Annotated in this window: 23 protein-coding genes; 18 read left to right on the top strand and 5 right to left on the bottom strand. The window is 37.3% G+C overall.

The window, feature by feature from the left end; translation table 11 throughout:
- The first annotated feature begins 92 nt into the window (after positions 1-92).
- From ACTNEP_RS15445 to ACTNEP_RS15435, 3 genes are read left to right on the top strand one after another with little or no spacing between them, the layout of a single operon-like run.
- Positions 93-1,244, top strand: coding sequence for a Gfo/Idh/MocA family protein (locus ACTNEP_RS15445; protein ID WP_441162915.1), 1,152 nt, complete (start codon positions 93-95; stop codon positions 1,242-1,244).
- Between the two features lie 13 nt (positions 1,245-1,257).
- A complete protein-coding gene (locus tag ACTNEP_RS15440) occupies positions 1,258-2,436 on the top strand; it encodes a dihydrodipicolinate synthase family protein (protein WP_441162914.1) in 1,179 nt (392 codons plus the stop codon).
- The gene (locus ACTNEP_RS15435; protein WP_441162913.1) at positions 2,433-3,254 is read left to right on the top strand and encodes a sugar phosphate isomerase/epimerase family protein; all 822 of its coding nucleotides are present in this window, start codon (positions 2,433-2,435) and stop codon (positions 3,252-3,254) included. The genes ACTNEP_RS15440 and ACTNEP_RS15435 overlap by 4 nt, the downstream gene beginning before the upstream one ends.
- Before the next feature lie 291 nt (positions 3,255-3,545).
- On the opposite strand, the gene ACTNEP_RS15430 is transcribed toward ACTNEP_RS15435, so the two are convergent.
- Positions 3,546-4,472, bottom strand: coding sequence for an aldo/keto reductase (locus ACTNEP_RS15430; protein ID WP_441162912.1), 927 nt, complete (start codon positions 4,470-4,472; stop codon positions 3,546-3,548).
- Between the two features lie 251 nt (positions 4,473-4,723).
- On the opposite strand from ACTNEP_RS15430, the gene ACTNEP_RS15425 reads away from it, so the two are divergent.
- The 10 genes from ACTNEP_RS15425 (at position 4,724) to ACTNEP_RS15380 (ending at position 14,511) form a co-directional block, all read left to right on the top strand.
- Positions 4,724-5,239 (top strand): DoxX family protein, encoded by a 516-nt coding sequence (locus ACTNEP_RS15425; RefSeq protein ID WP_441162911.1) that lies wholly within the window; start codon positions 4,724-4,726, stop codon positions 5,237-5,239.
- 50 nt (positions 5,240-5,289) lie between these two features.
- The gene (locus ACTNEP_RS15420; protein ID WP_441162910.1) at positions 5,290-5,808 is read left to right on the top strand and encodes a DoxX family protein; all 519 of its coding nucleotides are present in this window, start codon (positions 5,290-5,292) and stop codon (positions 5,806-5,808) included.
- A gap of 342 nt (positions 5,809-6,150) precedes the next feature.
- Positions 6,151-6,636, top strand: a complete 486-nt coding sequence (locus ACTNEP_RS15415; protein ID WP_441162909.1) for a hypothetical protein — start codon at positions 6,151-6,153, stop codon at positions 6,634-6,636.
- A 78-nt stretch (positions 6,637-6,714) separates the two neighbouring features.
- The gene (locus ACTNEP_RS15410; protein ID WP_441162908.1) at positions 6,715-7,392 is read left to right on the top strand and encodes a GntR family transcriptional regulator; all 678 of its coding nucleotides are present in this window, start codon (positions 6,715-6,717) and stop codon (positions 7,390-7,392) included.
- Positions 7,393-7,411: 19 nt separating this feature from the next.
- A complete protein-coding gene (locus ACTNEP_RS15405; RefSeq protein ID WP_441162907.1) occupies positions 7,412-9,457 on the top strand; it encodes an alpha-glucuronidase family glycosyl hydrolase in 2,046 nt (681 codons plus the stop codon).
- Between the two features lie 17 nt (positions 9,458-9,474).
- Positions 9,475-10,581 (top strand): mannonate dehydratase, encoded by a 1,107-nt coding sequence (uxuA, locus tag ACTNEP_RS15400; protein WP_441162906.1) that lies wholly within the window; start codon positions 9,475-9,477, stop codon positions 10,579-10,581.
- Entirely contained in the window at positions 10,550-11,395 is an 846-nt protein-coding gene (locus tag ACTNEP_RS15395) for an SDR family oxidoreductase (protein WP_441162905.1), read from the top strand. The genes uxuA and ACTNEP_RS15395 overlap by 32 nt, the downstream gene beginning before the upstream one ends.
- A gap of 2 nt (positions 11,396-11,397) precedes the next feature.
- Positions 11,398-12,354, top strand: a complete 957-nt coding sequence (locus ACTNEP_RS15390; protein WP_441162904.1) for a sugar kinase — start codon at positions 11,398-11,400, stop codon at positions 12,352-12,354.
- A gap of 10 nt (positions 12,355-12,364) precedes the next feature.
- Positions 12,365-13,009: a bifunctional 4-hydroxy-2-oxoglutarate aldolase/2-dehydro-3-deoxy-phosphogluconate aldolase gene (locus tag ACTNEP_RS15385; RefSeq protein WP_441162903.1), complete on the top strand. Its 645-nt coding sequence runs from the start codon at positions 12,365-12,367 to the stop codon at positions 13,007-13,009.
- Entirely contained in the window at positions 13,006-14,511 is a 1,506-nt protein-coding gene (locus ACTNEP_RS15380) for a GH39 family glycosyl hydrolase (RefSeq protein ID WP_441162902.1), read from the top strand. Before ACTNEP_RS15385 ends, ACTNEP_RS15380 begins: the two co-directional genes overlap by 4 nt.
- Before the next feature lie 48 nt (positions 14,512-14,559).
- On the opposite strand, the gene ACTNEP_RS15375 is transcribed toward ACTNEP_RS15380, so the two are convergent.
- Together ACTNEP_RS15375 and ACTNEP_RS15370 are read right to left on the bottom strand one after the other, a co-directional pair.
- Complete coding sequence (locus ACTNEP_RS15375; RefSeq protein ID WP_441162901.1) at positions 14,560-15,432, bottom strand: superoxide dismutase; 873 nt, start codon at positions 15,430-15,432, stop codon at positions 14,560-14,562.
- Positions 15,433-15,648: 216 nt separating this feature from the next.
- On the bottom strand, positions 15,649-16,824 hold the full coding sequence (locus ACTNEP_RS15370; protein ID WP_441162900.1) for an ROK family transcriptional regulator: 1,176 nt from the start codon (positions 16,822-16,824) through the stop codon (positions 15,649-15,651).
- 160 nt (positions 16,825-16,984) lie between these two features.
- Here ACTNEP_RS15370 and xylA point away from each other — a divergent pair, with 160 nt between their 5' ends.
- Together xylA and xylB are read left to right on the top strand one after the other, a co-directional pair.
- The gene (gene xylA / locus ACTNEP_RS15365) at positions 16,985-18,310 is read left to right on the top strand and encodes a xylose isomerase (RefSeq protein ID WP_441162899.1); all 1,326 of its coding nucleotides are present in this window, start codon (positions 16,985-16,987) and stop codon (positions 18,308-18,310) included.
- A gap of 180 nt (positions 18,311-18,490) precedes the next feature.
- Complete coding sequence (gene xylB / locus ACTNEP_RS15360) at positions 18,491-19,990, top strand: xylulokinase (protein WP_441162898.1); 1,500 nt, start codon at positions 18,491-18,493, stop codon at positions 19,988-19,990.
- A 33-nt stretch (positions 19,991-20,023) separates the two neighbouring features.
- Here the strand turns inward: xylB and ACTNEP_RS15355 are convergent, their stop codons facing one another.
- Both ACTNEP_RS15355 and ACTNEP_RS15350 read right to left on the bottom strand, forming a co-directional pair.
- A complete protein-coding gene (locus ACTNEP_RS15355) occupies positions 20,024-20,170 on the bottom strand; it encodes a hypothetical protein (protein WP_441162897.1) in 147 nt (48 codons plus the stop codon).
- A gap of 27 nt (positions 20,171-20,197) precedes the next feature.
- Positions 20,198-21,337, bottom strand: a complete 1,140-nt coding sequence (locus ACTNEP_RS15350) for a glycosyl hydrolase family 8 (RefSeq protein WP_441162896.1) — start codon at positions 21,335-21,337, stop codon at positions 20,198-20,200.
- A 213-nt stretch (positions 21,338-21,550) separates the two neighbouring features.
- Here ACTNEP_RS15350 and ACTNEP_RS15345 point away from each other — a divergent pair, with 213 nt between their 5' ends.
- Genes ACTNEP_RS15345 through ACTNEP_RS15335 form a run of 3 tightly spaced genes read left to right on the top strand, consistent with a single transcriptional unit; the run spans position 21,551 to position 25,509 of the window.
- A complete protein-coding gene (locus tag ACTNEP_RS15345; RefSeq protein WP_441162895.1) occupies positions 21,551-22,216 on the top strand; it encodes a YesL family protein in 666 nt (221 codons plus the stop codon).
- Entirely contained in the window at positions 22,209-23,747 is a 1,539-nt protein-coding gene (locus ACTNEP_RS15340; RefSeq protein WP_441162894.1) for a response regulator transcription factor, read from the top strand. The genes ACTNEP_RS15345 and ACTNEP_RS15340 overlap by 8 nt, the downstream gene beginning before the upstream one ends.
- Positions 23,748-23,757: 10 nt before the next feature.
- Entirely contained in the window at positions 23,758-25,509 is a 1,752-nt protein-coding gene (locus tag ACTNEP_RS15335; protein ID WP_441162893.1) for a sensor histidine kinase, read from the top strand.
- Positions 25,510-25,581: the final 72 nt, after the last annotated feature.

The raw sequence follows: 25,581 nt of genomic DNA, 5'->3' as shown, positions 1-25,581 counted from the left end.
GATTTTAAGAAATTCGTTCTTAGATTAATAAGACGAATTTTTTATATTACGCTAAACTATACACAACATAGCAACTGAAAGGGGAAAAAATAATGGCAGAACATAAAATCGGAATTATTATGAATGGGGTAACAGGAAGAATGGGAACGAACCAACACTTAATTCGTTCTATCAAAGCAATTAGAGAACAAGGTGGCGTGTTGTTAAAAAATGAAGATACATTAATGCCTGACCCAATTTTAGTAGGAAGAAATGAAAAGAAATTGAAAGCGTTGGCAGAAGTGCATGGCATTGAACGCTATTCAACGGACTTAGAAGCAGCGCTCGCAGATGACTATAATCAGATCTATTTTGACTCCCAAACAACAGTTAGACGTGCTGATAGCATTAAGCAAGCAATCGCAGCGGGAAAGCATATCTATTGCGAGAAACCAACTGCTACTAATTTGGAAGGGTCCATCGAATTAGCGAGATTAGCAAAAGAAGCGGGAGTAAAAAATGGGGTAGTCCAAGATAAACTTTTTTTACCTGGTCTCTTAAAATTAAAGCGCCTAATCGACTCCGGTTTCTTCGGAAAAATGTTATCGGTAAGAATGGAATTTGGTTACTGGGTATTTGAAGGAGATTGGCAAGAAGCACAACGTCCATCCTGGAATTATCGAAAAGAAGATGGTGGCGGTATAATTGTCGATATGTTTGCTCACTGGCGTTATGTCATTGATAATCTTTTTGGCAATGTAAAGGCAGTATCATGTTTAGGTGCTACTCATATTCCAGAGCGTGTCGATGAAAATGGTGAAAGATATAAGGCAACAGCAGATGATGCGGCGTATGGAACGTTTGAGTTAGATAATGGTGTCATTGTACAGGCGAATTCATCTTGGGCAGTGAGAGTAAACCGTGATGACTTATTAACGATTCAAGTTGATGGTACCGAAGGGAGTGCGGTTGCAGGACTTCGTGATTGTAAAGTACAGCATCGTGTGAATACACCAAAACCAACCTGGAATCCAGATATTGAAAATCCATTTGATTTCCAGTCGCAATGGCAGGAAGTACCGACAAATGAAGTTTATGACAATGGATTCAAAGTACAATGGGAGTTATTCTTAAAGCACGTTTTTGCGGATGAGGAATTCCCTTGGGATCTTCTTGAAGGAGCGAAAGGAACGCAGCTTTCAGACCTTGGTTTACAATCATGGGAAGAAAGACGCTGGGTAGAGGTACCGGAAATTAAATTGTAAGGAGGTACACAAAATGAAGAAGCTCATTTTGCCGAATAAGGACCGTCAACTATATACCCATGAAGCTAGTAATTATACACCCTTTGATATACCGACCGACAAACCTTTTGAAAAAAGGATTGCATTCTCGGCTGCCCATGTGGTAGCCGATCCATTAGCGGATACTGATCCTACACTTGATTCTCAAATTGATTGGGATAAAACGATGGAATATCGTCATTATTTATGGTCACTCGGATTGTCAGTAGCTGAAGCGATGGATACCGCACAACGTGGAATGGGATTAAGCTGGGAAGGTGCAAAGGAATTAATTTCACGCTCGATTAAAGAAGCAAAATCTGTTGGTGGCAATATGGCAAGCGGGGTAGGAACAGATCATTTAGAAGCTACTCCATCTGTGACATTAGAAGACGTTGAAAGAGCATATGAAGAACAGATCTCTTTTGTTGAAGGTGAAGGCGGGAAAATAATTCTAATGGCAAGTCGAGCACTTGCTGCCTGTGCAAAAGGGCCAGAGGATTACCAGCGAGTTTATAATAAAATCTTACAAAATGTTTCTCAGCCTGTTATATTACACTGGCTTGGTGATATGTTTGATCCGGCATTAAAAGGCTACTGGGGACATGAAGATTTAGATGAAGCAATGGAAATATGTCTGCAAATCATTAGAGACAATGAAACAAAAGTGGATGGTATTAAAATTTCCCTTTTGGACGATCAAAAGGAAATAAAAATGCGTCGTCTGCTACCTGACAGTGTCAGAATGTATACTGGTGATGATTTTAACTATCCAGCGTTAATTAAAGGGGATGAACAAGGATACAGTCATGCCTTGTTAGGAATCTTTGATGCGATTGCCCCTGCAGCAGCAGGAGCGATGCACGCTTTGGACGCAGGTGATCTGGAAAAATACGATCAATTATTGGAAAAAACCGTACCATTATCACGCCATATTTTTCAAACGCCAACCTTTTCCTATAAAACAGGTGTTGTCTTTATGGCATACCTTAACGGACATCAGGATCATTTCCGCATGATTGGTGGAAAAGAAAGTGCACGCTCAATCGTACATTTGTCTGATCTATTTGTGATGGCCGATAAAGCAGGGTTGTTCCGAAATCCAGAATTAGCAACAGAAAGAATGCGGCTGACATTAGAGTTGGCTGGCGTGAAGCAGGAGGGTACACGATGACAGATGAGCAATTAATGAGTCGTCTTAGTTTAAATCAAATCACAACCGAGCAATGGAATCTTCAGGAAGCCGTAGAAGGTTGTGTCCGTCATGATGTGCCATGGATCTCGGTTTGGCGTCACAAAATAGCGGAAATCGGCTTAAAAAAATCAAAGCAGCTAATCCAGGATGCGGGTTTACAAGTATCTAGTGTTTGCCGTGGAGGCATGTTTCCAGCAGCTACTGCAAAAGAAAGAGCAGAAAGAATCGATGATAATAAGCGGGCAGTAGAAGAAGCAGCTGAATTAGGTACAGATACTTTAGTATTGGTTTGTGGTCCAAGTGCTGATAAGGATATTGATACAGCAAGAGCACAGGTTGCAGAAGGAATTGATCAGCTTGTTCCCTTTGCAAAAGATTATGGTGTGAAGCTAGCCATTGAACCATTACATCCCATGTTTGCAGCTGACAGATCGGTGATTAATACAATGGAGCAAGCATCAACGATCGCCGAAAAATATGATCCAAGTGAAGTAGGGGTCATTGTCGATGTTTACCATGTTTGGTGGGATCCAAACCTCTATATAGAAATCGAACGGGCAAAAGGAAGAATATTAGGATTTCATGTGTCTGATTGGAACGTACCGATGGATGATATGTTTAAAGGCAGGTTCATGATGGGTGATGGTGTGATCGAAATTAATAGAATGAGAAAGGCAGTAGAAGCAGCAGGTTACAATGGCCCGATTGAGGTAGAGATCATTAATCAATCTTTGTGGGATCGGGATGGGAATGACGTCGTGCAAGAAGTAAAGCAAAGTTTTGCAAAGCATGTATAAAATAGATAGAGACAAAAGAAGGAGTGTATCTTACTTGAGATGCGCTCCTCTTTTTTTAGAATCGTACCTTCAAAGGATAGCTGTAATTAGTTGTATTGGGGGAATGATGAAAGGATTAGATATTATAACATTGCATGAGCGCTTACCATATTATTGGTATAGGTTAGTTCATTAGAAATAATTTAGATGGAATATTCAGGTAAGAGGCGGCAGAAGTAGATGTATATAGCAGAAGAATAACATAGGATAGAACCAACAAACTTCACAAATGGAAGCTGTTGGTTTTAAGAATCAAAATGGTCTCGCCTGTGGATGATCAGTCGAAACAAGATCTAAATTAGCAGCTCGCGCGTTAGAAATCACTTGATCCGGATTTTTGCAGCCCGGAATAACTGTTGTTACTGCATCGTGTTGTAGACACCAGGCAAGTGACCAGGTTGCCATATTAATTCCATCAGGAACTTCATATCGAGCAATTTCTTCTACCAACCTTAGCATTCGATCCGTTTTTTCACGTTCGTGCCTTGAACGTACATCATTAGCTTGAAACGTCGAGCCTGGTTTATATTTTCCACTTAAATAACCGCTAGCTAAAGGAACTCTAGCCATCACACCTAGCTCTTGTTTAATGGCTGAAGGATATATTTTTTCTTCGGGAGCACGTTCAAGGCGGTTATATACTACTTGAATTGCTTCAGCCCCCACTTCACTTGCTTTATCCGTCTGATAGCTTTCTTCATTACCGGCTAATGAAATTGCCAAGTGACGAATCTTACCTGCTTGTTTTTGTTTATCCAGCATTGTCCATAAGTCATCATTGTTAAATTCTTCATCTGTACAAGAATGTGCTTGATATACATCGATATAATCTGTTTTTAACGATTTCAAGGACTCATCTAATTGTTGGAGCACTTCATCAGCTGACCAGTGACGTGTACGTTCAAAATTCCGATGGAAATGGTGGCCGAATTTCGTTGCCAATACCCAAGCCTCACGATTTTCTCGGCTTAAATAATCTCCAATAAATTGTTCGGATAGATGATCACCATAGCATTCAGCAGTATCAATTAAATTGATGCCTTCTTGTTTAGCTTGTTCGAGAATTTGATCCACTTCTACCTGAGTAAAGTTTTTCCCCCATTCACCGCCAAATTGCCAAGTACCGATACCTACAACAGAAACATCTAAATTGGTTTTTCCGAGTCTGCGATATTTCATTCTTTTGCACCTCATTTCTTTTCTATCCATAAGGTTTAGTTTATCCTTTGAAATGGAAAGCATGTATTATTAGCATAACCGAAAAAGGGGGGTATGTCACAAAATAGACACAAATAATTGAATAAAATGTGAAGTGTTGAACAATATTGTTGAAATAGTTAGAAATAATGATATGATATAAGTGTAATAAAGATCAAATATAGCTAAAATTAATTGTGAATTATTGAGCAAATAAAAAGGAGTGAATAATGATGTTTGTAGAATTTTTAAGAACAAATCGGTATGTCGCAGGTTTTCTAGCTATTATTCGTATTTATTTAGGATATACTTGGTTGACATCTGGTTGGGGTAAAATAACAGGAGGGTTTGATGCATCTGGTTATTTACATGGAGCAGTTGCCAAAGCAAGTGGTGATCATCCAGCAGTACAAGGTTGGTGGGCAGCATTTCTTGAAAATGTGGCAATTCCGGGAGCAAATGTATTTAGTTTTTTAGTAATGTGGGGCGAGTTGCTAGTAGGATTAGCACTTATCCTGGGAATTTTCACCAATTTTGCCGCATTAATGGGCATTGTAATGAATTTTGCCTTTGTATTCAGTGGAACAGTAAGCACTAATCCACAAATGATTTTATTAACCGCATTTTTGTTAGCTGCTGGTTTTAATGCAGGTAAACTTGGATTAGATTACTATGTAATTCCTTTTATTCGACAAGTGATAGAAAAAAGAAAAAATCAAATGAGGCAAGTGATAGCAGAGACTAATTAATTACAAGTATAAATGTGAAATATTGAACAATAATAAAGGAGTGTATGATAATGTTTGTGAATTTTTTAAGAAATAATAAAGTAATGGCAGGAATATTAGCTTTTATCAGAGTCTACTTAGGATATCATTGGATGACATCTGGTTGGGGTAAAATTATCGGCGGAGAATTTGATGCTAGTGGCTTCTTACATGGTGCTGTAGCTAGTGCAAGTGGAGAGAATCCAACAGTTCAAGGTTGGTGGGCCACATTTTTAGAAACTGTTGCAATTCCTGGAGCAGATGTATTTACCATCCTTGTCATGTGGGGAGAACTGCTAGTTGGTATTGCACTGATCCTAGGTGTATTTACTAATTTTGCCGCATTAATGGGGATCATCATGAATTTTGCCTTTCTATTCAGCGGGACGATCAGTACAAATGGCCAAATGATCTTACTCACGTTATTTTTACTAGTAGCAGGATATAATGCGGGAAGATTTGGATTAGATAGATATGTGATTCCATTTATTAAAGAAAAATTAATCCGTAGAAACGAAGAAAGCTTCATTAAACAAGTAGAAGCGCACTAATCAAGAAGCACACTCAATAATAAGGAGTGTGCTTTTTTATATTGTAGACATGTACGGTTACTTAAGATTAAAAAAAGGCACCCTATTTTTATAGGGTGCAAAGGGGGACAATCTATTTTGAATCAAAATACTGTACATGTATTTACACCAAATGGATGTAAACAGTATATGTACACAACAACTATTATTGTAACCGATTTCATTATATTAAATATGGAAAGCGATTACAATAGGTCTTTAGAACTATTTTTGTTTAGATAATGTTAATACTAAATTTAGCTGTAATGAATATGCTTAATTAAGGAGCTTTTCCATATAATTCTTAAAAAATGGGTGATTTATATGAAATTTCGCCGATATAATTTATATAAAAATCAAAAATTAGTATTGTCAGCTGGTTTAATCTTTGTTTTAGTTCTAGTAATAGCATTGTCTTCTATGATTTGGTATTTTTTTTCAACCGAAAGACAAGTGGAAAGAGTAGCTTTTAGGTTTTATGAATATGAACAGAATGGTGATTTCTCTAATTCCTGGGAGATGTTTCATTCATCAATGAAACAAAAATTTGATAAAAATGATTATATTCAGGACCGTGCGCATGTTTTTTTTGAGCACTTCGGTGTTAATACGTTTGACTTTAGGTTGAGTGATCCTACCAAAATAAAAAATTATCAAATTGACGCAGAACTGACAAACACTCAGACAGTATATCGTCTTATCGCAACCTATATATATGACAGTAAATACGGTTTTTTAGAAATAAACCAACCTGTTATTTTAGCAGAGGAGGACAATGAATGGAGAATTTTATGGGAATACAATGATTGATCTATTTTTCTATGTTGAATTTTAGGAATTATAAGCGTATAATATTAACTACCATACTAGTATAAAGAAGGTGTAGAAATGGTCACACAAAGTCAAAGAACTAGAGGATCGTCTCGTGATTATGTTTATAATACGATCAAATCACAAATTATGAATGGAGAAATCGCCCCTGGAACGAAAATGTCTGAAAAAGAAATTTCAGATAAGCTTAATGTGAGTAGAACTCCGGTAAGGGAAGCATTTCTTCAATTAAATCAGGAGGAATTATTAGGTGTTTATCCCCAGATTGGCACGATTGTTACGAAAATTAATTTAGCGTTAGTGGAAGAAGGGCGCTTCGTTAGAGAAAATATTGAGAAGGCAATTGTAAAAGAAGCGGTCGAAAAAATTGACAGAGAGGATTTACTACAAATTGAATCAAACCTGACATTGCAGGAATTTTGCTTGGAAAAAGGATCTTATCAACGCTTGTTTGAACTAGATGATGAATTTCATCAGTTAATGTATAAAGGCTGTGGTAAACATAGAACTTGGAATATGGTAAAGCGAATGAATATCCAATTTGACCGTTTACGATTATTGCGTCTTTCAGTTAATCATAATTGGAAGATCATTGTTGCACAGCATCGAAAGATTTTTGAGGCATTATCAGCTCGTGATATGGAAGTAGCTGAAAAAGCAGTAATGGAACATTTACAACTTGTAGAAGTTGAAAAAGATCAATTGAAAGAAAAAAATCCAGAATTTTTTGTTTAAAAAGAAAAGGAGTGGAACGATGAAAAGTAAACAATATAATATGTGGCTACAATATCAGCCAGTAACAGACGTTAAAATGCTAGAGCAATATCGATATTTTTTTGCTCAAATCAGTGTACTAGGCGATGGGCTACAAATACAAGCTACTAAGGATGAATTACAGTTAGCAGTGCCACAAATGCTCGAAAGGGATTTGTATATTTCGAATGAGCCAATGAATAGCAAAATTGTAATCGGTAACAAAAAGAATTTAGAACAATTTATAAGCAACAATGATCTAACCAAATTAGCAGAAATGAACGATGAGGCCTTCCTTATTATGGCGAACGAAAAGCAATTAATCATCGCTGGAAATTCTGATGTAGCAGTATTATATGGTGTACATCACTTGCTGAGACTGATGCAGCTTAATGAAGACATTACAGCGTTATCTGTATATGAGCAACCTAAAAACCAATTTCGTATGATCAATCAATGGGATAACTTTGACGGTAGTATTGAGAGAGGTTATTCTGGACAATCGATTTTCTATCAACAAAATCGATTTGTGGAAGATAAAACGAGAATCAAAGATTATGCCAGATTTTTATCTTCTATTGGCATCAATGCCATTTCGATCAACAATGTGAATGTATGGGAAGAAGAAACCTATTTTATTACCAAAAAATACCTTACTGAAATCGAAGAAATAGCAAGTATTTTTCGTGCATATGGTGTCACACTTTTCCTCAGTATCAATTTTGCCAGTCCGGTGACGATAGGAGATCTAGATACTGCTGATCCTCTTGATGAAAATGTCCAAAAGTGGTGGAAAGAAAAAGCGAAAGAAATCTATGATTACATACCTGATTTTGGAGGGTTTGTAGTTAAGGCTGATTCAGAAAACAGACCAGGTCCTTTCACCTATAACCGAGACCATGCGGATGGATCTAATATGTTAGCTAAAGCATTACAACCTTTTGATGGTAAAGTAATCTGGCGCTGCTTTGTGTACAATCACTTGCAAGATTGGCGTGACAGAACGACAGACCGTGCAAGAGCAGCTTATGATCACTTTAAACCATTAGATGGGCGTTTTCATGAAAATGTTATTTTGCAAATTAAAAACGGACCGATGGACTTTCAAGTACGAGAGCCTGTATCCCCATTAATTGGTGCGATGCCAAAGACTAATCAAATGATTGAATTTCAAATAGCGCAAGAATATACAGGTCAACAAATCGATTTATGTTACCTATTACCGCAATGGAAGGAAGTGCTTGCCTTTGATACGCACATTAAAGGAGAAGGGACCACCATTGAAGAAATTGTAGCTGGAAATATTCACCACTACAAATACAGTGGTGTAGCAGCAGTTTCAAATATCGGTAATGATGAGAATTGGACCGGAAATACATTAGCACAAGCAAATCTTTACGGGTATGGACGTTTAACCTGGAATCCAGCGTTAACATCAGAAGAAGTTGCAAAGGAATGGATCAAACAAACTTTTGGTACGCAAGAAAAAGTCCTACAAACCATAGAAGGTATGTTATTAAACTCATGGGAAATCTATGAAAATTATACTGCACCACTTGGGGTAGGTTGGATGGTAACCCCTGGTGTGCATTATGGGCCAAATATTGATGGTTACGAATATTCTAAATGGGGGACCTATCATTTCGCTGATCGTGATGGAATAGGTGTTGATCGTACAAAAGAAACAGGGACAGGTTACACCGAGCAATATGAAGAACCACATCAATCAGTTTATAACAATTTAGATCTAGTTCCAGATGAACTGCTTTTATTTTTTCATCATGTACCATACAAGTATACGTTAAAAAATGGTAATACAGTTATTCAACATATCTATGATACTCATTTTAAAGGATATGAACAGGTAGAAGGCTTAATAGAGCAATGGAATGCTCTAAGTAATGATATTGACAAAGAGAGATTTAACAATGTGCAAGACCGTTTAATAAGGCAACTAGAAAACGCCAGAGAATGGCGCGATCAAATCAATACGTATTTTTACCGTAAATCTGGTATTCCAGACCAACACGGACGAATCATCTACTAAGGAAGGGATGTGACTACATGCGAATGGTGTTTCGGTGGTTTGGTAAGGGAAATGATAGTGTAACCTTATCTCAAATTAAACAAATTCCAGGTGTAGAAGGCGTTGTATGGGCATTACATGATATTCCAGCTGGTGAAATCTGGCCAAAAGCTCGTATCCAGGAAGTGAAGGAACAAGTTGAGCGATATGGATTGCACGTAGATGTTGTGGAGAGCGTCAATATCCATGAATCTATTAAACTAGGTCGAGCTGACCGAGATCAATATATTACTAATTATATTGAAACGATTAAAAATCTGGCTTCAATAGATGTAAAGGTAATTTGTTATAATTTTATGCCAGTTTTTGATTGGGTTAGAACCGATTTATTCGGTTCTTTACCTGATCACTCGACAGCGCTTTTTTATGAAAAAGCAAAAGTTGCTAATATGGAGCCGTTAGAATTAGTCGATAAAATTGCTGCAAATCCTGATTATACAATGCCTGGATGGGAACCGGAACGTTTAGAGACATTAAAAGATTTATTTGAAGCATACCAGGAAGTGACAGAAGAAGATTTAATCGAACATTTACGATATTTTTTACACAAAGTAATACCTGTTTGTGAAGAACATGGCATTAAATTGGCAATACATCCAGATGATCCGCCTTGGGAAATATTTGGGTTACCACGAATTGTGACAACACAGTCTCGTCTCCGTGACATTTTGAATCTAGTGCCAAGTAAATATAATGGTATTACTTTGTGTTCAGGTGCATTAGGAGTACGGAAAGATAATGATATTGTTGCGATGATTCATGAGTTTCAAGATCGTATTCATTTTGCCCATATTCGTAATGTGAAACTATTTGAAAATGGTGATTTTATTGAAACATCTCATCGAACGAAAGACGGCTCAATCAGCATTGATGAAATAGTTAAAGCCTACCATGAAATTGAATTCAGTGGATATGTAAGACCAGATCATGGACGACATATTTGGGGCGAACAGTGTAGACCTGGTTATGGATTATATGACCGTGCACTCGGCATTATGTATCTTTGGGGATTATGGGATGCTTATCAATTAAGTAAACGAAAGGATGAAGCAGATGTTACCAATCAATTCGAACTTAAAAAATAAAGTGGCAGTTGTAACTGGAGGAGGCGGTGTATTATGTGGGGCAATGGCAAAGGAATTAGCACGCCAAGGAATGAAGGTAGCGGTATTAAATCGCACCATCCAGAAGGCAGAAAAAGTTGTCCTTGATATTAAAGAACAAGGTGGAGAGGCAATAGCAATTGGATGTGATGTGCTGGATCGAGAAGCGGTGATCAAAGCGGAGGAAAAAGTATTCCAAGAATATGGAGCTTGTGACATACTGATTAATGGTGCCGGAGGTAATCATCCAGATGGTACCACAGCAAGTGAAACCTTTAAAAAAGATGAACTGTTAGACCCTTCCATCCGCACCTTCTTTGATATGACAACCGAAGGCTTTTCTTCCGTGTTTAATTTGAATTTTATCGGATCGTTAATTCCTACTCAAATATTCTCAGCAAGAATGATTGAACGTAAAACAACCGTGATTAATATTTCTTCCATGAGTGCACCAAGCCCAATGACAAAGGTGCCAGCATATAGTGCAGCTAAAGCAGCGATCAACAACTTTACACAATGGTTAGCTGTGCATATGGCGGAAGCGAATGTACGTGTGAATGCAATTGCTCCTGGTTTCTTCTTAACGGATCAAAACAGACCACTGTTAACAAATGAAGATGGTTCTCCGACACCTCGTATGCAGAAGATCATCGATCACACACCTATGCGACGTTTAGGTGCACCAGAGGACTTATTAGGTACATTACTATGGCTGGTTGATGAAGAAGCAAGTGGTTTTGTAACAGGTACTTGTATTCCAGTTGATGGCGGATTTATGGCATATAGCGGGGTGTAAAGATGCAGGATGTTATAACGATTGGCGAATCGATGGTTGTTTTTACACCGGTATCCAGCCCGATGATGCGTTTTTCGGACACTTTTTCTAAAAATGTAGGTGGAGCTGAAACAAATGTAGCGATTGGTCTTGCTCGTCTTGGTCATAAGGTTGGTTGGATCAGTAAGCTTGGTGCAGACGAATTTGGTACATATATTTTAAATACAGTTCGCGGAGAAGGTATTGACGTAAGCCAAGTGAGAAGGGAACAAGACTTTCCAACAGGTCTATATTTTAAGGAAATTCGTCATGCTGACGATATCCGTGTCAGTTATTATCGTAGAGGGTCGGCCGCCAGTACCTTACAAACAGAGGATATTAATGAAGATTATCTAAAAAATGCTAAGTTTCTCCATGTAACGGGGATAACTCCAGCTTTAAGTGATACTGCCTATCATACAGTTATAAAAATAATGAAGCTGGCCCGAAGATATAAGGTGAAGGTAGTGTTTGATCCTAATTTGCGCCGCAAGCTGTGGACAGAGGAGAAAGCAAGAAGTGTTTTAACAGAAATGGTCATGTTATCAGATATTGTCTTACCAGGTATCGAAGAAGCTCACTTTTTATTTGATCAAAGAGAGCCAAATCAAGTAGCCGAGCGGTTTTTGGCTCATGGGTGCGAGACGGTAATTATTAAACTTGGCGACAAAGGGGCATTTCTGAAAACGAAAAATGAAAGTGGATATGTGGAAGGCTTCCAGGTTAAACAGGTAGTTGATCCTGTCGGAGCAGGAGACGGTTTTGCTGCAGGATTTTTATCAGGTATGCTCGATCAGCTTTCGTTATTTGATGCGGTTAAACGTGCCAATGCAGTTGGAGCCATGCAAACTCAAGTAAAAGGGGATTATGAAGGATTACCAACCAAAGAAGAATTGCAACAGTTTATGTTCGGGCAAAATAATGTCGATGTAAAAAGGTAGGTTGAATAGAATGAAGGTATTACAAAGAATGTTAGATAGTGGTATCGTGGCTGTCATACGTAAAACCACACCAGATACCATTATTCCAATTGCAAAAGCATTACGTGAAGGTGGAGTCACATCGCTTGAAATAACAGTTGAAACCCCAAAAGTATTAACACTTATTGAAAAAGTAAAAGATGAGTTAGGTGATGAGGTGTTGGTTGGTGCAGGGACTGTGCTTGATGCAGAGACAGCGCGTGCAGCCTTAATGGCTGGAGCATCATTTATTTTCTCTCCTACCGTAAGAGCAGAAACGATCGAAATGACGAAGCGGTATGGTGCAGTATCTGTTGCAGGAGCTTTTACCCCGACTGAAATTTTGACAGCATATGAAAAAGGAGCAGATATGATCAAAGTCTTTCCTGCCAGTGTAATTGGTCCGGGTTTTTTCAAGGATGTGAAAGGTCCGCTTCCCCATATCCCGTTAATGCCTACAGGTGGTGTAGATGTTACTAATACAACAGAGTATATCGAGGCAGGGGCAGTTGCGGTAGGGGCAGGAAGTACATTAGTTAAAGCAACAGATCAGCTGACAGCTGACTACTTAGCCAATTTAACCAATAAAGCAAAAGAATTTATCCAAGCTGTCGAAAAAGGGAGGAAGAGAGGATGACCACGATTCAAGTAAAAAGAGATAGTGCCACCATTTTTCCTGATAATTGGAAAAAGTGTATCGGTACCGGACGCTTAGGTTTGGCATTACAACAGGAATATTTGGATCATTTAAAAACGGTACAAGAAGAAATTGGCTTTTCGTATATAAGAGGGCATGGTCTATTACATGATGATATCGGGATTTATCGAGAGATGGAAGTAGATGGTGACGTCGTCCCGTTTTATAACTTTACCTATATCGATCGGATTTTCGATTCATTTCTGGAGCTCGGACTAAAACCCTTTGTTGAAATTGGATTTATGCCAAAGTTATTAGCTTCAGACGATCAAACCATTTTCGCCTGGGAAGGAAATGTCACACCACCAAATGATTATCAAAAATGGGAAGACTTAATTAAAGCAGTGACCAAGCACTTTATTGACCGTTATGGTATAGAAGAAGTGTTAACATGGCCATTCGAAATCTGGAATGAACCGAACCTAGTAAACTTTTGGAAGGATGCGGATAAAGACGCGTACTTTAGACTATATCAAGTAACAGCAAATGCTATAAAATCTGTCCATTCTGCTATTCAGGTGGGAGGACCTGCTATTTGTGGCGGTTCTGATGAATGGATTACCGATTTTCTAGCGTTTTGTAAAAAGGAGAATGTTCCGGTTGATTTTGTTTCACGTCATGCATATACATCTCGTTCACCACATAAAGTAACGGCAGATTATTATTATCAGGAGCTTGCAGAACCAGATAAGATGTTACAGGAATTTAAAAATGTCAGACAACTGATTAAAGACTCTGATTTTCCAGACCTTCCATTTCATATAACGGAATATAATACATCTTACAGTCCGATAAATCCGGTTCATGACACAACGTTAAATGCTGATTACCTCGCCAAAATCTTAAGTGAAGGTGGCAATTATGTTGATTCATTTTCATACTGGACATTCAGTGATATATTTGAGGAATTGGATGTTCCTAAAGCACAATTTCATGGTGGTTTTGGATTGATGGGATTAGGTCATGTGAGAAAACCAACCTATCATTTATTTGCCTTTTTTAATCGTTTAGGTAGCAAACTATTATATCGTGACGACAAAGTGATAGTAACAGAAAAAGAAGATGGTAGTATCATATTGATTGCATGGAATCTAGTAATGGAAAAAGGGGAAGAATGTAACCGAGCATTTACTGTTCAATTACCGCTTGATGCAGGGGAGTATTTTGTGTCGAGTCAATCGATCAGTGAGAAGTATGCAAATCCATGGAAGGTATGGCAGCAAATGGGGCGCCCTCGTTTTCCTTCCAAAGCACAAGTAGAAACATTGCAGCAAAGCGCGATCCCTTTATTCGAGTCAGCACAACGTAAGCTAACGGGAGAAGACTTAACATTAGATTTGACATTAACGAAAAATGAAGTGAGGCTAATTGAAATAGAAGCCATCCATGATGAAACAGAAACATATCCAGGCTTAGATGATAGCTTGATTGATTCCTATTAAATGGGAACAAAAAGTCGACGTGGATAAGACTATCACGTCGACTTTTTGTTAGAATAATTGCCATTTTAGGTTTTTTGCTTTGTTAAATCTCTCATTTACATTACCCCAATTCACGACATTCCACCAATCCTTTATATAGGAAGCTTTATCATTTTTGTGCTGTAGGTAGTAAGCATGTTCCCAAACATCTAATACTAACAACGGAATGGTATCTGGTAGCTGAAATAACTGATGCTTTTCAAATGACTGAATGGCTAATCTACCACTTCTCGGAGACCACAATAAGACAGCCCAGCCATTACCTTCAACGGATTCGGCAACACTAGTGAACAACCGCTTAAAGTTGTTCCATGAACCGAAATCTTTTTCCATTTGCTGAAGTATCTCGCCAGAAGGCTTCTTTGTACTGTTAGGTGTCATGTTAAACCAGAAGATCGTATGCAAATAATGTCCTGATCCATGAAATGCCTGCTCTCTTAACCAATGCTTAATTGGTTCCTTTCCTTTTTTTCCTGTATATAATGCTTCTTCCGCTTTATTTAAGCCATCAACATATGACTGGTGATGCTTTGTATGGTGTAATCGCATAATTTCCTCACTAATGTAAGGCTCCAACGCATTATACGCATAAGGCAAGGGAGGTAGTTTATGTTTGCCATATGGCACACTATTTCTATTAGATGAACTTTGTATTTCTTGTATTAGGTTTTCTCCTTCTGCTCTTAAATCGGCCATTCTCTCAGGATTTGCTTCTTTTTTTTCTTCGTCTAATAATTCATAAATTTTATTCTGCCACTCTTCAACTTGCGTTAATGCATGTATTTTTTCTTCGTCTGCAAGCTCACTTTCTTGAATTGTTTGTTTCAATTTTTCTCCCCAATTTAACAAGTTTTCCAAATATTCTTTGTAATCTTTATTCATGTCATCACCCCATGTAGCATATGTAAAAAGCCTAAACTGGGTGACTAAATAAATACATAATTTAGGTAGTAATAACGAAATGTGTCAAGAGGAAGTTTGTGATGGAAGCAATGTTACTATCACAGCTGGAATAAGTGGAAATCCTTCCGAACACCGAGCAAAGAGGTCGGGGGATTTCAATAAAAAAGTATTCCAGCTCATAATAACGGAAGAAAATTAATTCATTATAGGTTCGTTGTCAGTCTCTTTGAAGAAGCTTTCAATATTAAAGGCTGCCATCCCCATTACAGTAGAATATTTTTTTAATTTGGCTATATTTAATTGAACATCATTCTTGTTAAAGCCAATCGCATTTTTTTCAATTCTTTTTTCTATAGCTGGTATAATGTATTTTTCTGCTTGACGTAAAGTATTACCGACGATGACTTGCTCAGGATTAAATATATTGATAATATTGGTAATTCCTACACCTAAATAATCGCCAAGCTCCTCTAATAACTGGATCGCATTCGTATCACCTTGATCAGCCATTTCGACTATTTTTTCGACCGTAGCATTGGCAATTCCGGCAATGTCCGCTTGTTTTAGCAAGGTATTTTCGGAAGCATAAAGCTCCCAGCATCCTTTATTTCCACATCGACATGCTGGACCGTCCTGTTCGATTGTCATATGACCGAGTTCACCTGAAAATCCCCTTAATCCCTTATATAATTTACCATCAAGAATCAAGCCGACACCAATACCGGTACTAACACTTGTATAAACTATCTCATTGGACAGTTGCCCGACACCGTACACCTTCTCGCCATAAGCCCCTGCATTTGCTTCATTTTCTACTATTACTGGAATCTTATAGTGGTCAAAAAGAATTTGTTGAAGAGGAACTTTTTTCCATCCTAAGTTTGGCGCTAATAAGATTTCGCCTTCCCTTGAAACAACTCCTGGTACCCCGACACCAATTCCGACAATTCCGTATGCAGAGTCAGGAGCATCCTTCTTTAGTTGATCCATTAATTGATATAATAAGGTTAACACTTCATCTAAAGCAGGATTTTTAAAGTGAATCTTTTTTTCAGAAATGATAGTACCTCGAAGGTCTGTTAATACTCCTAGAATACTTGTAACACCAAGATCAACCGAGATGGTAAATCCGGCAGTTTCGTTTAATAGCAACATCACTGGTCGTCTGCCTCCGCTTGATTTACCAGTGCCAGATTCATGAATTAACTTTTCCTCTATTAATTCACTAACAAGTGATGAAACAGTCCCTTTATTTAAACCAGTTATATTGGCAATGGCTGCTCTTGAGATAGGTGCCCTGTCTTGAATTGTATCAAGCACTAATGCTTTGTTCTCTTTCTTTACAACATGCTGATTCCACGTTTGACTCAATTCGCCTCACTCATTTCTACGCAATAAATTACAATCATTTTATCACAATAGGAAAAATAATTCTACAATCTTTGTTTATTCACTAGACAAACTTTAGTGTAGTTGCTATAATAATCACGAAATCAAATCCTGAATGGATATAACTTGGAGGTATGAATAAATGACATGGTTTGAAAACGTTAACAAAATTCAGTATGAAGGACCGAAGTCAACTAATCCACTTGCATTTAAATTTTACAATCCACAAGAAGAAATCAACGGAAAATCTATGGAAGAGTTTCTTCGTTTTGGTGTAGCATACTGGCACACTTTTACAGAGGATTTATCCGATCCATTTGGTACAGGTACAGCACTTCGTAGCTGGGATAAGTACGATGGCATGGACCGTGCGAAAGCAAGAGTAGAAGCGGCATTTGAGTTTTTCGAAAAACTAGGGGTGAAATATTTCTGTTTCCATGATGTTGATATTGCACCAGAAGGTGATACATTACGCGAAACGTATCAAAACTTAGATACTATTGTTGCCCTGATTAAAGATCATATGAAAGATAGTGACGTAAAGCTGCTTTGGAATACAGCTAACAACTTTACGAATCCACGTTTTGTGCATGGGGCAGCATCTTCTAATAATGCGGATGTATTTGCATATGCAGCAGCAAAAGTAAAGAAACAATTAGAAATTGGTAAAGAGCTTGGTGGAGAAAATTATGTATTCTGGGGTGGTCGCGAAGGTTACGAAACATTACTTAACACAGACCTTGGCCTTGAGCAAGATAATCTTGGTCGATTCTTCCACATGGCGGTAGATTATGCGAAAGAAATCGGTTTTGATGCACAATTCTTAATCGAACCAAAACCAAAAGAGCCAACAACACACCAGTATGATTTTGATTCTCAATCTGCCCATGCATTCCTATTAAAATATGGACTCGAGGATCACTTTAAATTAAATATCGAGGCAAACCACGCAACACTTGCTGGTCATACATTCGAACATGAGCTTCGTTATGCACGTGTTAATGGATTACTAGGCTCAGTAGATGCAAACCAAGGTGACCCGTTATTAGGATGGGATACAGATGAGTTTCCTGCAGATATTTATTCTACAACACTAGCAATGTATGAAATTATTAAAAATGGCGGACTTGGATCCGGTGGTCTAAACTTTGACGCAAAAGTACGTCGTGGTTCCTTCGAACAAGATGACCTGTTCCATGCACATATTGCTGGTATGGATCACTTTGCAGTTGGTTATAAAGTAGCTAGCAAATTAGTAGAAGATCAAGTATTCGAAAAAATCATCGATGACCGTTATGCAAGCTTTAAAGAAGGCATAGGTAAAGATATTGTAGAAGGAAAGGCAGACTTCAAATCACTTGAAGAACACGCATTAAACCTTAAAGAAATTAAAAACAAATCTGGTCGCCTAGAGGTTATCAAAGCAACCATCAACCAATATCTATTAAACGCATATACCGATCGATAAGAAAAGCAGAAGTGCCAGTTAGGATGTGGGACTGGACAGCGTCTTTTATATCTTCTTAATGAAGAAAAAAGACGGAAAGAAGAAGACTTAGCTGAGCTTATGCATAGCTAAGTCTTTACTTCGATTTTTGAAGTTATATTAGTTGCGAATATAACCAAAAGTGAGAGGAGAGGTGTGGCTGTGAGTTATGTAATTGGTGTCGATCTCGGCACAAGTGCAGTAAAGCTGCTATTAGTGAATAAAGCGGGGCAAGTAGTTCAGGAAGTTTCTAAGGACTATCCATTAATACAAGAGAAAACTGGTTATTCCGAGCAAAAGCCGGAAGACTGGGTAGCACAAACCGTCGCTGGTCTCAAAGAACTTGTTCAACAATTTGATGGAGACGTGTCCGACATTGAGGGCTTAAGCTTTTCAGGTCAAATGCATGGTTTAGTTTTGCTTGATGAAAATAATCAAGTGCTACGCAATGCGATTCTATGGAATGATACCCGTACAACACCCCAATGCGAGAGAATATATCAAAAAGTTGGTAAAGAGAAATTTATTGACATAACAAAAAACTTGGCATTGGAAGGCTTCACTTTACCCAAAATATTATGGGTGAAGGAACATGAGCCGGAAACTTTTGCAAAAGTGAAGACATTCGTTTTACCGAAGGATTATGTGCGCTATCGCTTAACAGAGCAAGTCCATATGGATTACTCAGATGCGGCTGGGACTAGTTTATTAGATGTTGCGAAAAAAGAGTGGAGTAAAGAAATCTGTGACTTACTTGACTTAGATGTTTCAATTTGCCCGCCATTAATTGATTCACATGAAAATGTCGGAAAAATTACAACAGCTATTGCAGCGGAGACAGGATTATCAGAGGAAACAGATGTTTTTGCCGGTGGAGCTGATAATGCTTGTGGTGCGATCGGTTCAGGTATTTTATCTGAAGGGAGGACGTTCGCCAGTATTGGGACATCAGGTGTTGTGCTTTCCTATGAACCTTCGGGTGATAAAGATTATCAAGGAAAAGTCCACTATTTCAACCATGGTGAACAGGATGCTTACTATACAATGGGGGTTACATTAGCTGCTGGACATAGCTTAAACTGGTTTAAGAGAACGTTTGCAGCGGAACAGAGCTTTGATGAACTGTTAGACGGTGTGGGAGATGTACCTGCTGGTGCTAATGGTTTACTATTTACACCATATTTAGTTGGTGAGCGTACACCATATGCAGATTCGCAAATTCGTGGAAGTTTTATCGGCATGGACAGCTCTCATACCTTAAAGGATTTCGCTCGTGCTGTATTAGAAGGGATTACCTTTTCACTGAATGAATCGATTGCGATCTTCCGAGAAAATGGTAAGCAAATTGATACGATTTATTCTATCGGTGGTGGTGCGAAAAATCCGGATTGGCTCCAGATCCAGGCAGATATATTTGATGCAAAAATCATCAAATTAAAAAGTGAACAAGGTCCGGGGATGGGAGCGGCAATGCTTGCTGCTTATGGTTCAGGATGGTATGCTTCATTAAAAGAATGTGCAGATGCTATCTTAGAGGATGCCGAAACCTACCAACCTAATCCAGAAAATGTAGAAAAGTATAAACAGTTATTTAAGCTATATCAAGATGTATACCAACAAACAAAGCAATTAAATCAAGACTTAATGGACTTTAGACAATAATGTACCAAGCCAAGGATGAATATCCTTGGCTTTTTAAAGGATCGTTAATACATGTAGCTTTACTGGCAAGTTCAGCTGGTTACTGGCAACTATCGCACCTTTACTGGCAAGTTCATCAAGTTTACTGGCAACTATCGCACCTTTACTGGCAAGTTCATCAAGTCTACTGGCAACTATCATACCTTTACTGGCAACATCTCAATCTATTTATTCCGGAGCCCAAATTTTAAACCTCCCACTTAAGGCTAAAAGACTGAAAAAGTAAAGGCAGTTATCATAGTACCTTCTCTTACCAATCCTGACAGGTGTATGCCAAAATAAATCGACTGCTTTTCTCGCATTTTCGCCACTTGTGGCTAATGAGGCCATGGCATTGGCAGCGATTAGTCCTACTGGATGAAGTGCTTTTTCATCAAAAGGTTCTCCGTCAATCTTATACCTTCTGTAATCCTCAGGATTTTTATTAGCAAAAAAGGCTTGAATCTTTTCCGTGACAACGACTGGACAAGCATTATCTTGAAACCATTCATAATCTAATCCAATATTACAGGCAACACGATATGAATCACTGAAGAAATGGCCAAACCCTCTAATATGATTAGGTGAACCATCATAAAAAGCATATTCTGGTGCTAATCCAGTTAAAGGATGTGCAGACTTCGCAATATATTGTCTGCTGGCAATAGCAGCTTCCTTCCAAAAAGCACGATCTTCCTCATAACTCCATAATGCAAACAATTCATAAAAATGTGGTAAGTGATAGGAGGGATCAGAAAATTCTACACTAGGTACAAACTTTATTAGTTTATTTTCTGGATTCCACATTGGATAACCATCGTTATTTTCTCCTTTATGAATACAACGATGTAATAAATCCTTTGCGTGTTTGCTATAATCATAGAGTCCAGATCCATCCCCCCAACGATGTGAAGCAAAAAACAGTGCTAATGCAAAATATTCCTCACCATCTGGTGCAGGGCCATCAGCATTCTTTGAACCGTCTGGTGCACATGACCAGGCAAAGTAGCCTGTATTTTCTCCTTCTTCCATATACATATAAGTCATGGACCACTTCCATAACCTATCGAAAATATCTTTGTCATCCATTTGCACCGCCATCATCATTCCATAGGACATACCTTCTGTTCGTACGTCGTCATTTCCAGTATCAAGCATATAACCTAAGTCATCACCTACTGGGAAATAGATTTGAGTTTCTGGATGAGAGGTGTCGAATAATTGCATCCACGTATTCTGCACCCTTTGATCGATTTCTTTCTCGTCATAACCGTATTCTTTCAGTAAATTACGATAGCTGTTTCTTTTGATTGTCGCTTTGTAAACCATAAAAAATCCTCCTTCTGTTGTTCTCTGTATTGCGCTAGCCTAATATAATGGATAGTACAGAGTTGTTTAGTGGATAAAATAATGACCTTATATGGAAAAGCCACTTTTCTTTTGTATAATATTGTACTATAATAAGTATGTCTATCGAATAAACAAAGTATATTTTTTTCTTTGAATATTAAAGCGTTTACAAAACGGAAGGAGGTATATGTTATGGTGAAAACAGTCAATTCCAATGGTCTCTATCGTATTTTGGAATGGATTATGTGGATCATGTATTTAAATTTATTGTGGATCGTAATGTCAATTGCAGGCTTAGTTGTTCTTGGTATTTTCCCAGCAACAATGGCTTTAGTAATTACAATTAGGGAGTGGTGTGTTCAGGAGGATGATATTTCTTTTAATAAAACATTTTTCAAGGCGTATAAGAACAATTTTGTGAAAGCAAATGTTATCGGTTACGTGTTGACAGTAGTTGGGTATATTTTATTGATTGATTTTCAGTGGATAATCCAACACACTTCTAGCTTTCAATCCTTCTTTATAGTCCTATTTATCGTTATCGGAATTATCTTTGCTATTACGTTATTGTATATATTTCCAACCTCTGCACATTTTGATTTAAACATCAGGCAAACCTTTAAACATGCAATTGTATTAGGAATATTTAGTCCATTTATATCAATAGCAATGCTCGTCACTTTGTTTTTACTACAATATCTTTGGAGATTTATACCAGGTCTACTCCCAGTTGTAGGAATCAGTTTCACTTTTTATCTCATTACACGATTAGCCCTTTTTGCCTTTGAAAGCTTTGAAATTAGACAACAAAGTCTATTGGAGAAAGAATATGTGAAAGGGGAGAAGAACCATGCATAAAGTCTACTTAGTAGATGATGATGTCTATATTCGTAAGGGAATCAAAACATTAATAGATTGGGAATCATATGACTTTACAGTTTGTGGCGAAGCGGATAATGGAGAAGACGCATTGTCCGATATTAGAGAACTTCAGCCAGATCTTGTACTTACGGATATACGGATGCCGGTTCTCGATGGATTGGATTTAATTAAACAATGTAAAGAACACATCTCTCATTCTCCTTATTTTATTGTGATAAGTGGTTATAACGATTTTAAATATGCGCAACGAGCGCTTAGATATGGAGTGAAAGATTTTATTCTAAAGCCTGTAGATCAAGAAGAGATCCATCAGACGTTGCAAAAAGTATCGAAAGCGATTGAATCTGAATATGAGACGAAACAAATGGAGGATAAGTTGGAAAATATTACTCAACTAAAAAAAATCCTCTTATGTGATAAGGAATATGATTTTTCCAATGTATCTAACCATCCCTTTTATAAGGGAGATGAATTTACCTTTATTAAGGCTGAAATAAACGGACTGAATGTAGATTATCAGCAATGCTTTGAAACATTGGAAAATAGCTTACTCGATATGAAAGCACAACATCACTATATGTGCTTTGAAGATACCGTTAATTGTTTTGGATTAGTGATCAATGACAAATTCCTTACCGCAAATAATCGAGATATAAATCAATTTCTCGATGATTGGTATCAGAGTACAGGACTGAATGCACATTTCTACTGTGGCCAAACAGTAACAAAAATTGAACATTTAATTGCTTCGTATAAATCGGCCAAAAAGTGTGTCCAATTCAAATATTTATTTGATGGTCCTATTATTACCGCTTCGATGATTGAAGAGAAAGATGTACTTTTTATTGATCTGGACCAAAGCTATTATGATATGATGATGGAATTTATAGAAGAGAACAACCATGAAAAAATTACTATGCAATTAAACAAAATGATCCAGACATGCCGAGAAATGCATTTTGCTAAAGATGCATTGCGAACGATGGTAAATCGTCTTAATCATAGGATTTTAAAGGCTATTATTGAATTTGATGGGGATGAACAGGAAATCACTAATCTCAAAGATATGCTAGAGTGGGATCAATATTCTTTAAATCTTCAACAGTTACAAACCATGTGGGGCAACTTTATAAAAGATGCAGCCAATATTCTGTCGGAATTGAATCAAAACAATGTTAAAGGTACTATTTATCGCATAAAGAAGTATATTCATTCACATTATGATCAATCGATTACCCTTAAATCGATTGCGAACAAATTTTATATGAATCCTGTTTATATGGGGCAGCTCTTTAAAAAAACGTACGGTGTGTATTTTAAAGATTATATTTTAACAGTCAGAATGGATGCAGCTAAAAAACTGCTTCGGACTACTGATTTAAAGGTATATGAAGTGGCGGAAAATGTCGGATTTAATAATCCGGATTATTTTGTCACGCAATTTGAAAAAATTGTCGGTACCACACCATCGCAATACCGGAAAAAATTAATGGATCGAATTAGTTAGAAGGATTTCTATGAAAAGAATTCACCTGAATGATATTAAAATCAGAAATAAATTATTACTAATTTATATGTTTTGTGTATTTTTACCTATCGTATTAACGAATGTTATTTTTTATAATGTGACTTCAGAAAATGTCCGCTCCCAAAAAATACATGATAACCAACTTGCATTAAGACAAGTAGCAAATAGTTTTAAGCAAGGGGTCGAGGATGCTGTAGGAGTAGCATCTGTTCTTTATTCAGATGCATTTGTTTATCAACTATTAGACACTGCATATGAGTCACCTGTTGATTTTATATTGGATTATAATAACCATTTTCGCGATATCAATAAATATACACCAGTTTACTCTTCGATCCGCTCTGTTCATCTATTTACGGATAATCCTACTGTGATAACTGCTGGTGGAATATTTGCAATTGACGAAGAAGTAAAAGCATCACATTGGTACCAATCGACACTTCAGACTAGAGATAAATATCCAATTGTTACGAGAGCCAAAGCAGAAAACGGTGATTTAGATCAATTTGTTGTGGTCAGAGCCTTGGGATCTACTACTATCTCATCAAATGAAAAGGTTATCATGATTAATTTGAACGATCGGTTTATTCATCAGCTTTTTGCTAACGAAACGTTTGAAGGAGACATTTACTTATTAAATGAGAAGAACATTATTGAGTATTCCACTAATGAATCCATACAGTGGCAGTCTGACTATATTTCCTTTGATACTATCCAGATACCTGAAAACTCTACAGTATTAGAAGAATTCTACCAGTTGCAATATATGTCAGATTGGAAAGTGGTTGGTGTAATGGCAGAGGATCAATTGTTAGCGGAAGTAAAAAAATCGATTCCATCCATCTTGTATTTAGCCTTATGGAATTTTGTCATCCCTACTTTATTTATTATTTATCTTGTTGGTAATATTCATTTTCGATTAAATACTATCGTAAAAAAGATGAGAAAGGTTAAAGATCAAAACTTTGAGTTAATACCTGGAAAAACCTATAAGGATGAAATTGGTGTTTTAACAACGGAGTTTAATCGCATGTCTAAAAAAATTAAAGATTTGATTAATGATGTGTACATTGCACGTATTCAGAAGAAAGATTTGGAAATACAAAAAAAAGAAACACAATTAAAAGCATTACAAAGTCAAATCAATCCTCACTTTTTATTTAATGTACTGGAAACGATCAGAATGAGAAGCGTCTTGAAAAAAGAAGAGGAAACAGCGGAAATAATTCGGAATATGGCACAGCTATTAAGAAACTCGATTACCTGGGAGAAGGATTTTATAACAGTGAAAGAGGAAGTGCAATTAATCCAAGCCTTCCTGGAAATACAAAAATATCGATTTGATGATAAAATGCAATATAGCATCCAACTTGCAGATTCGGCAGAACATATTTTGATTCCTAATATGACGATTATCCCTTTCGTCGAAAATGCAAGTATCCATGGGATAGAGCCATTAAAAACAAACGGAAAAATTCATTTAAAAATCGAAATGGATAATAATCATCTTATTTGTATGATTGAGGATAATGGAAAAGGAATCGAAAAGCGTATATATAATGAGATAATGGATTCATTTGAAGAGGATGAAATTACGGGTGATAGTATAGGAATCAGGAATGTTTATCAGCGCTTGAAAATGTACTATCAAGATCAATTTCAATTAAAAATAAAAACAGAACAGGACCATGGAACAACGATCTACCTTAAAATACCTGTTAAAGTGCAAACAGAAATGTAGTCCAACTTTTTGGGCTGCATTTCGCATTTTATAGATATAATTTCCTGCGAGGGTATCTGTTGATTCATTAAG

It is taken from the genome of Gracilibacillus sp. HCP3S3_G5_2 (assembly GCF_052063305.1).
Taxonomy (GTDB): domain Bacteria; phylum Bacillota; class Bacilli; order Bacillales; family Amphibacillaceae; genus Gracilibacillus.
Note: the sequence above shows the minus strand (reverse complement) of the source record. Positions and strands in the feature narration are given on the sequence as shown.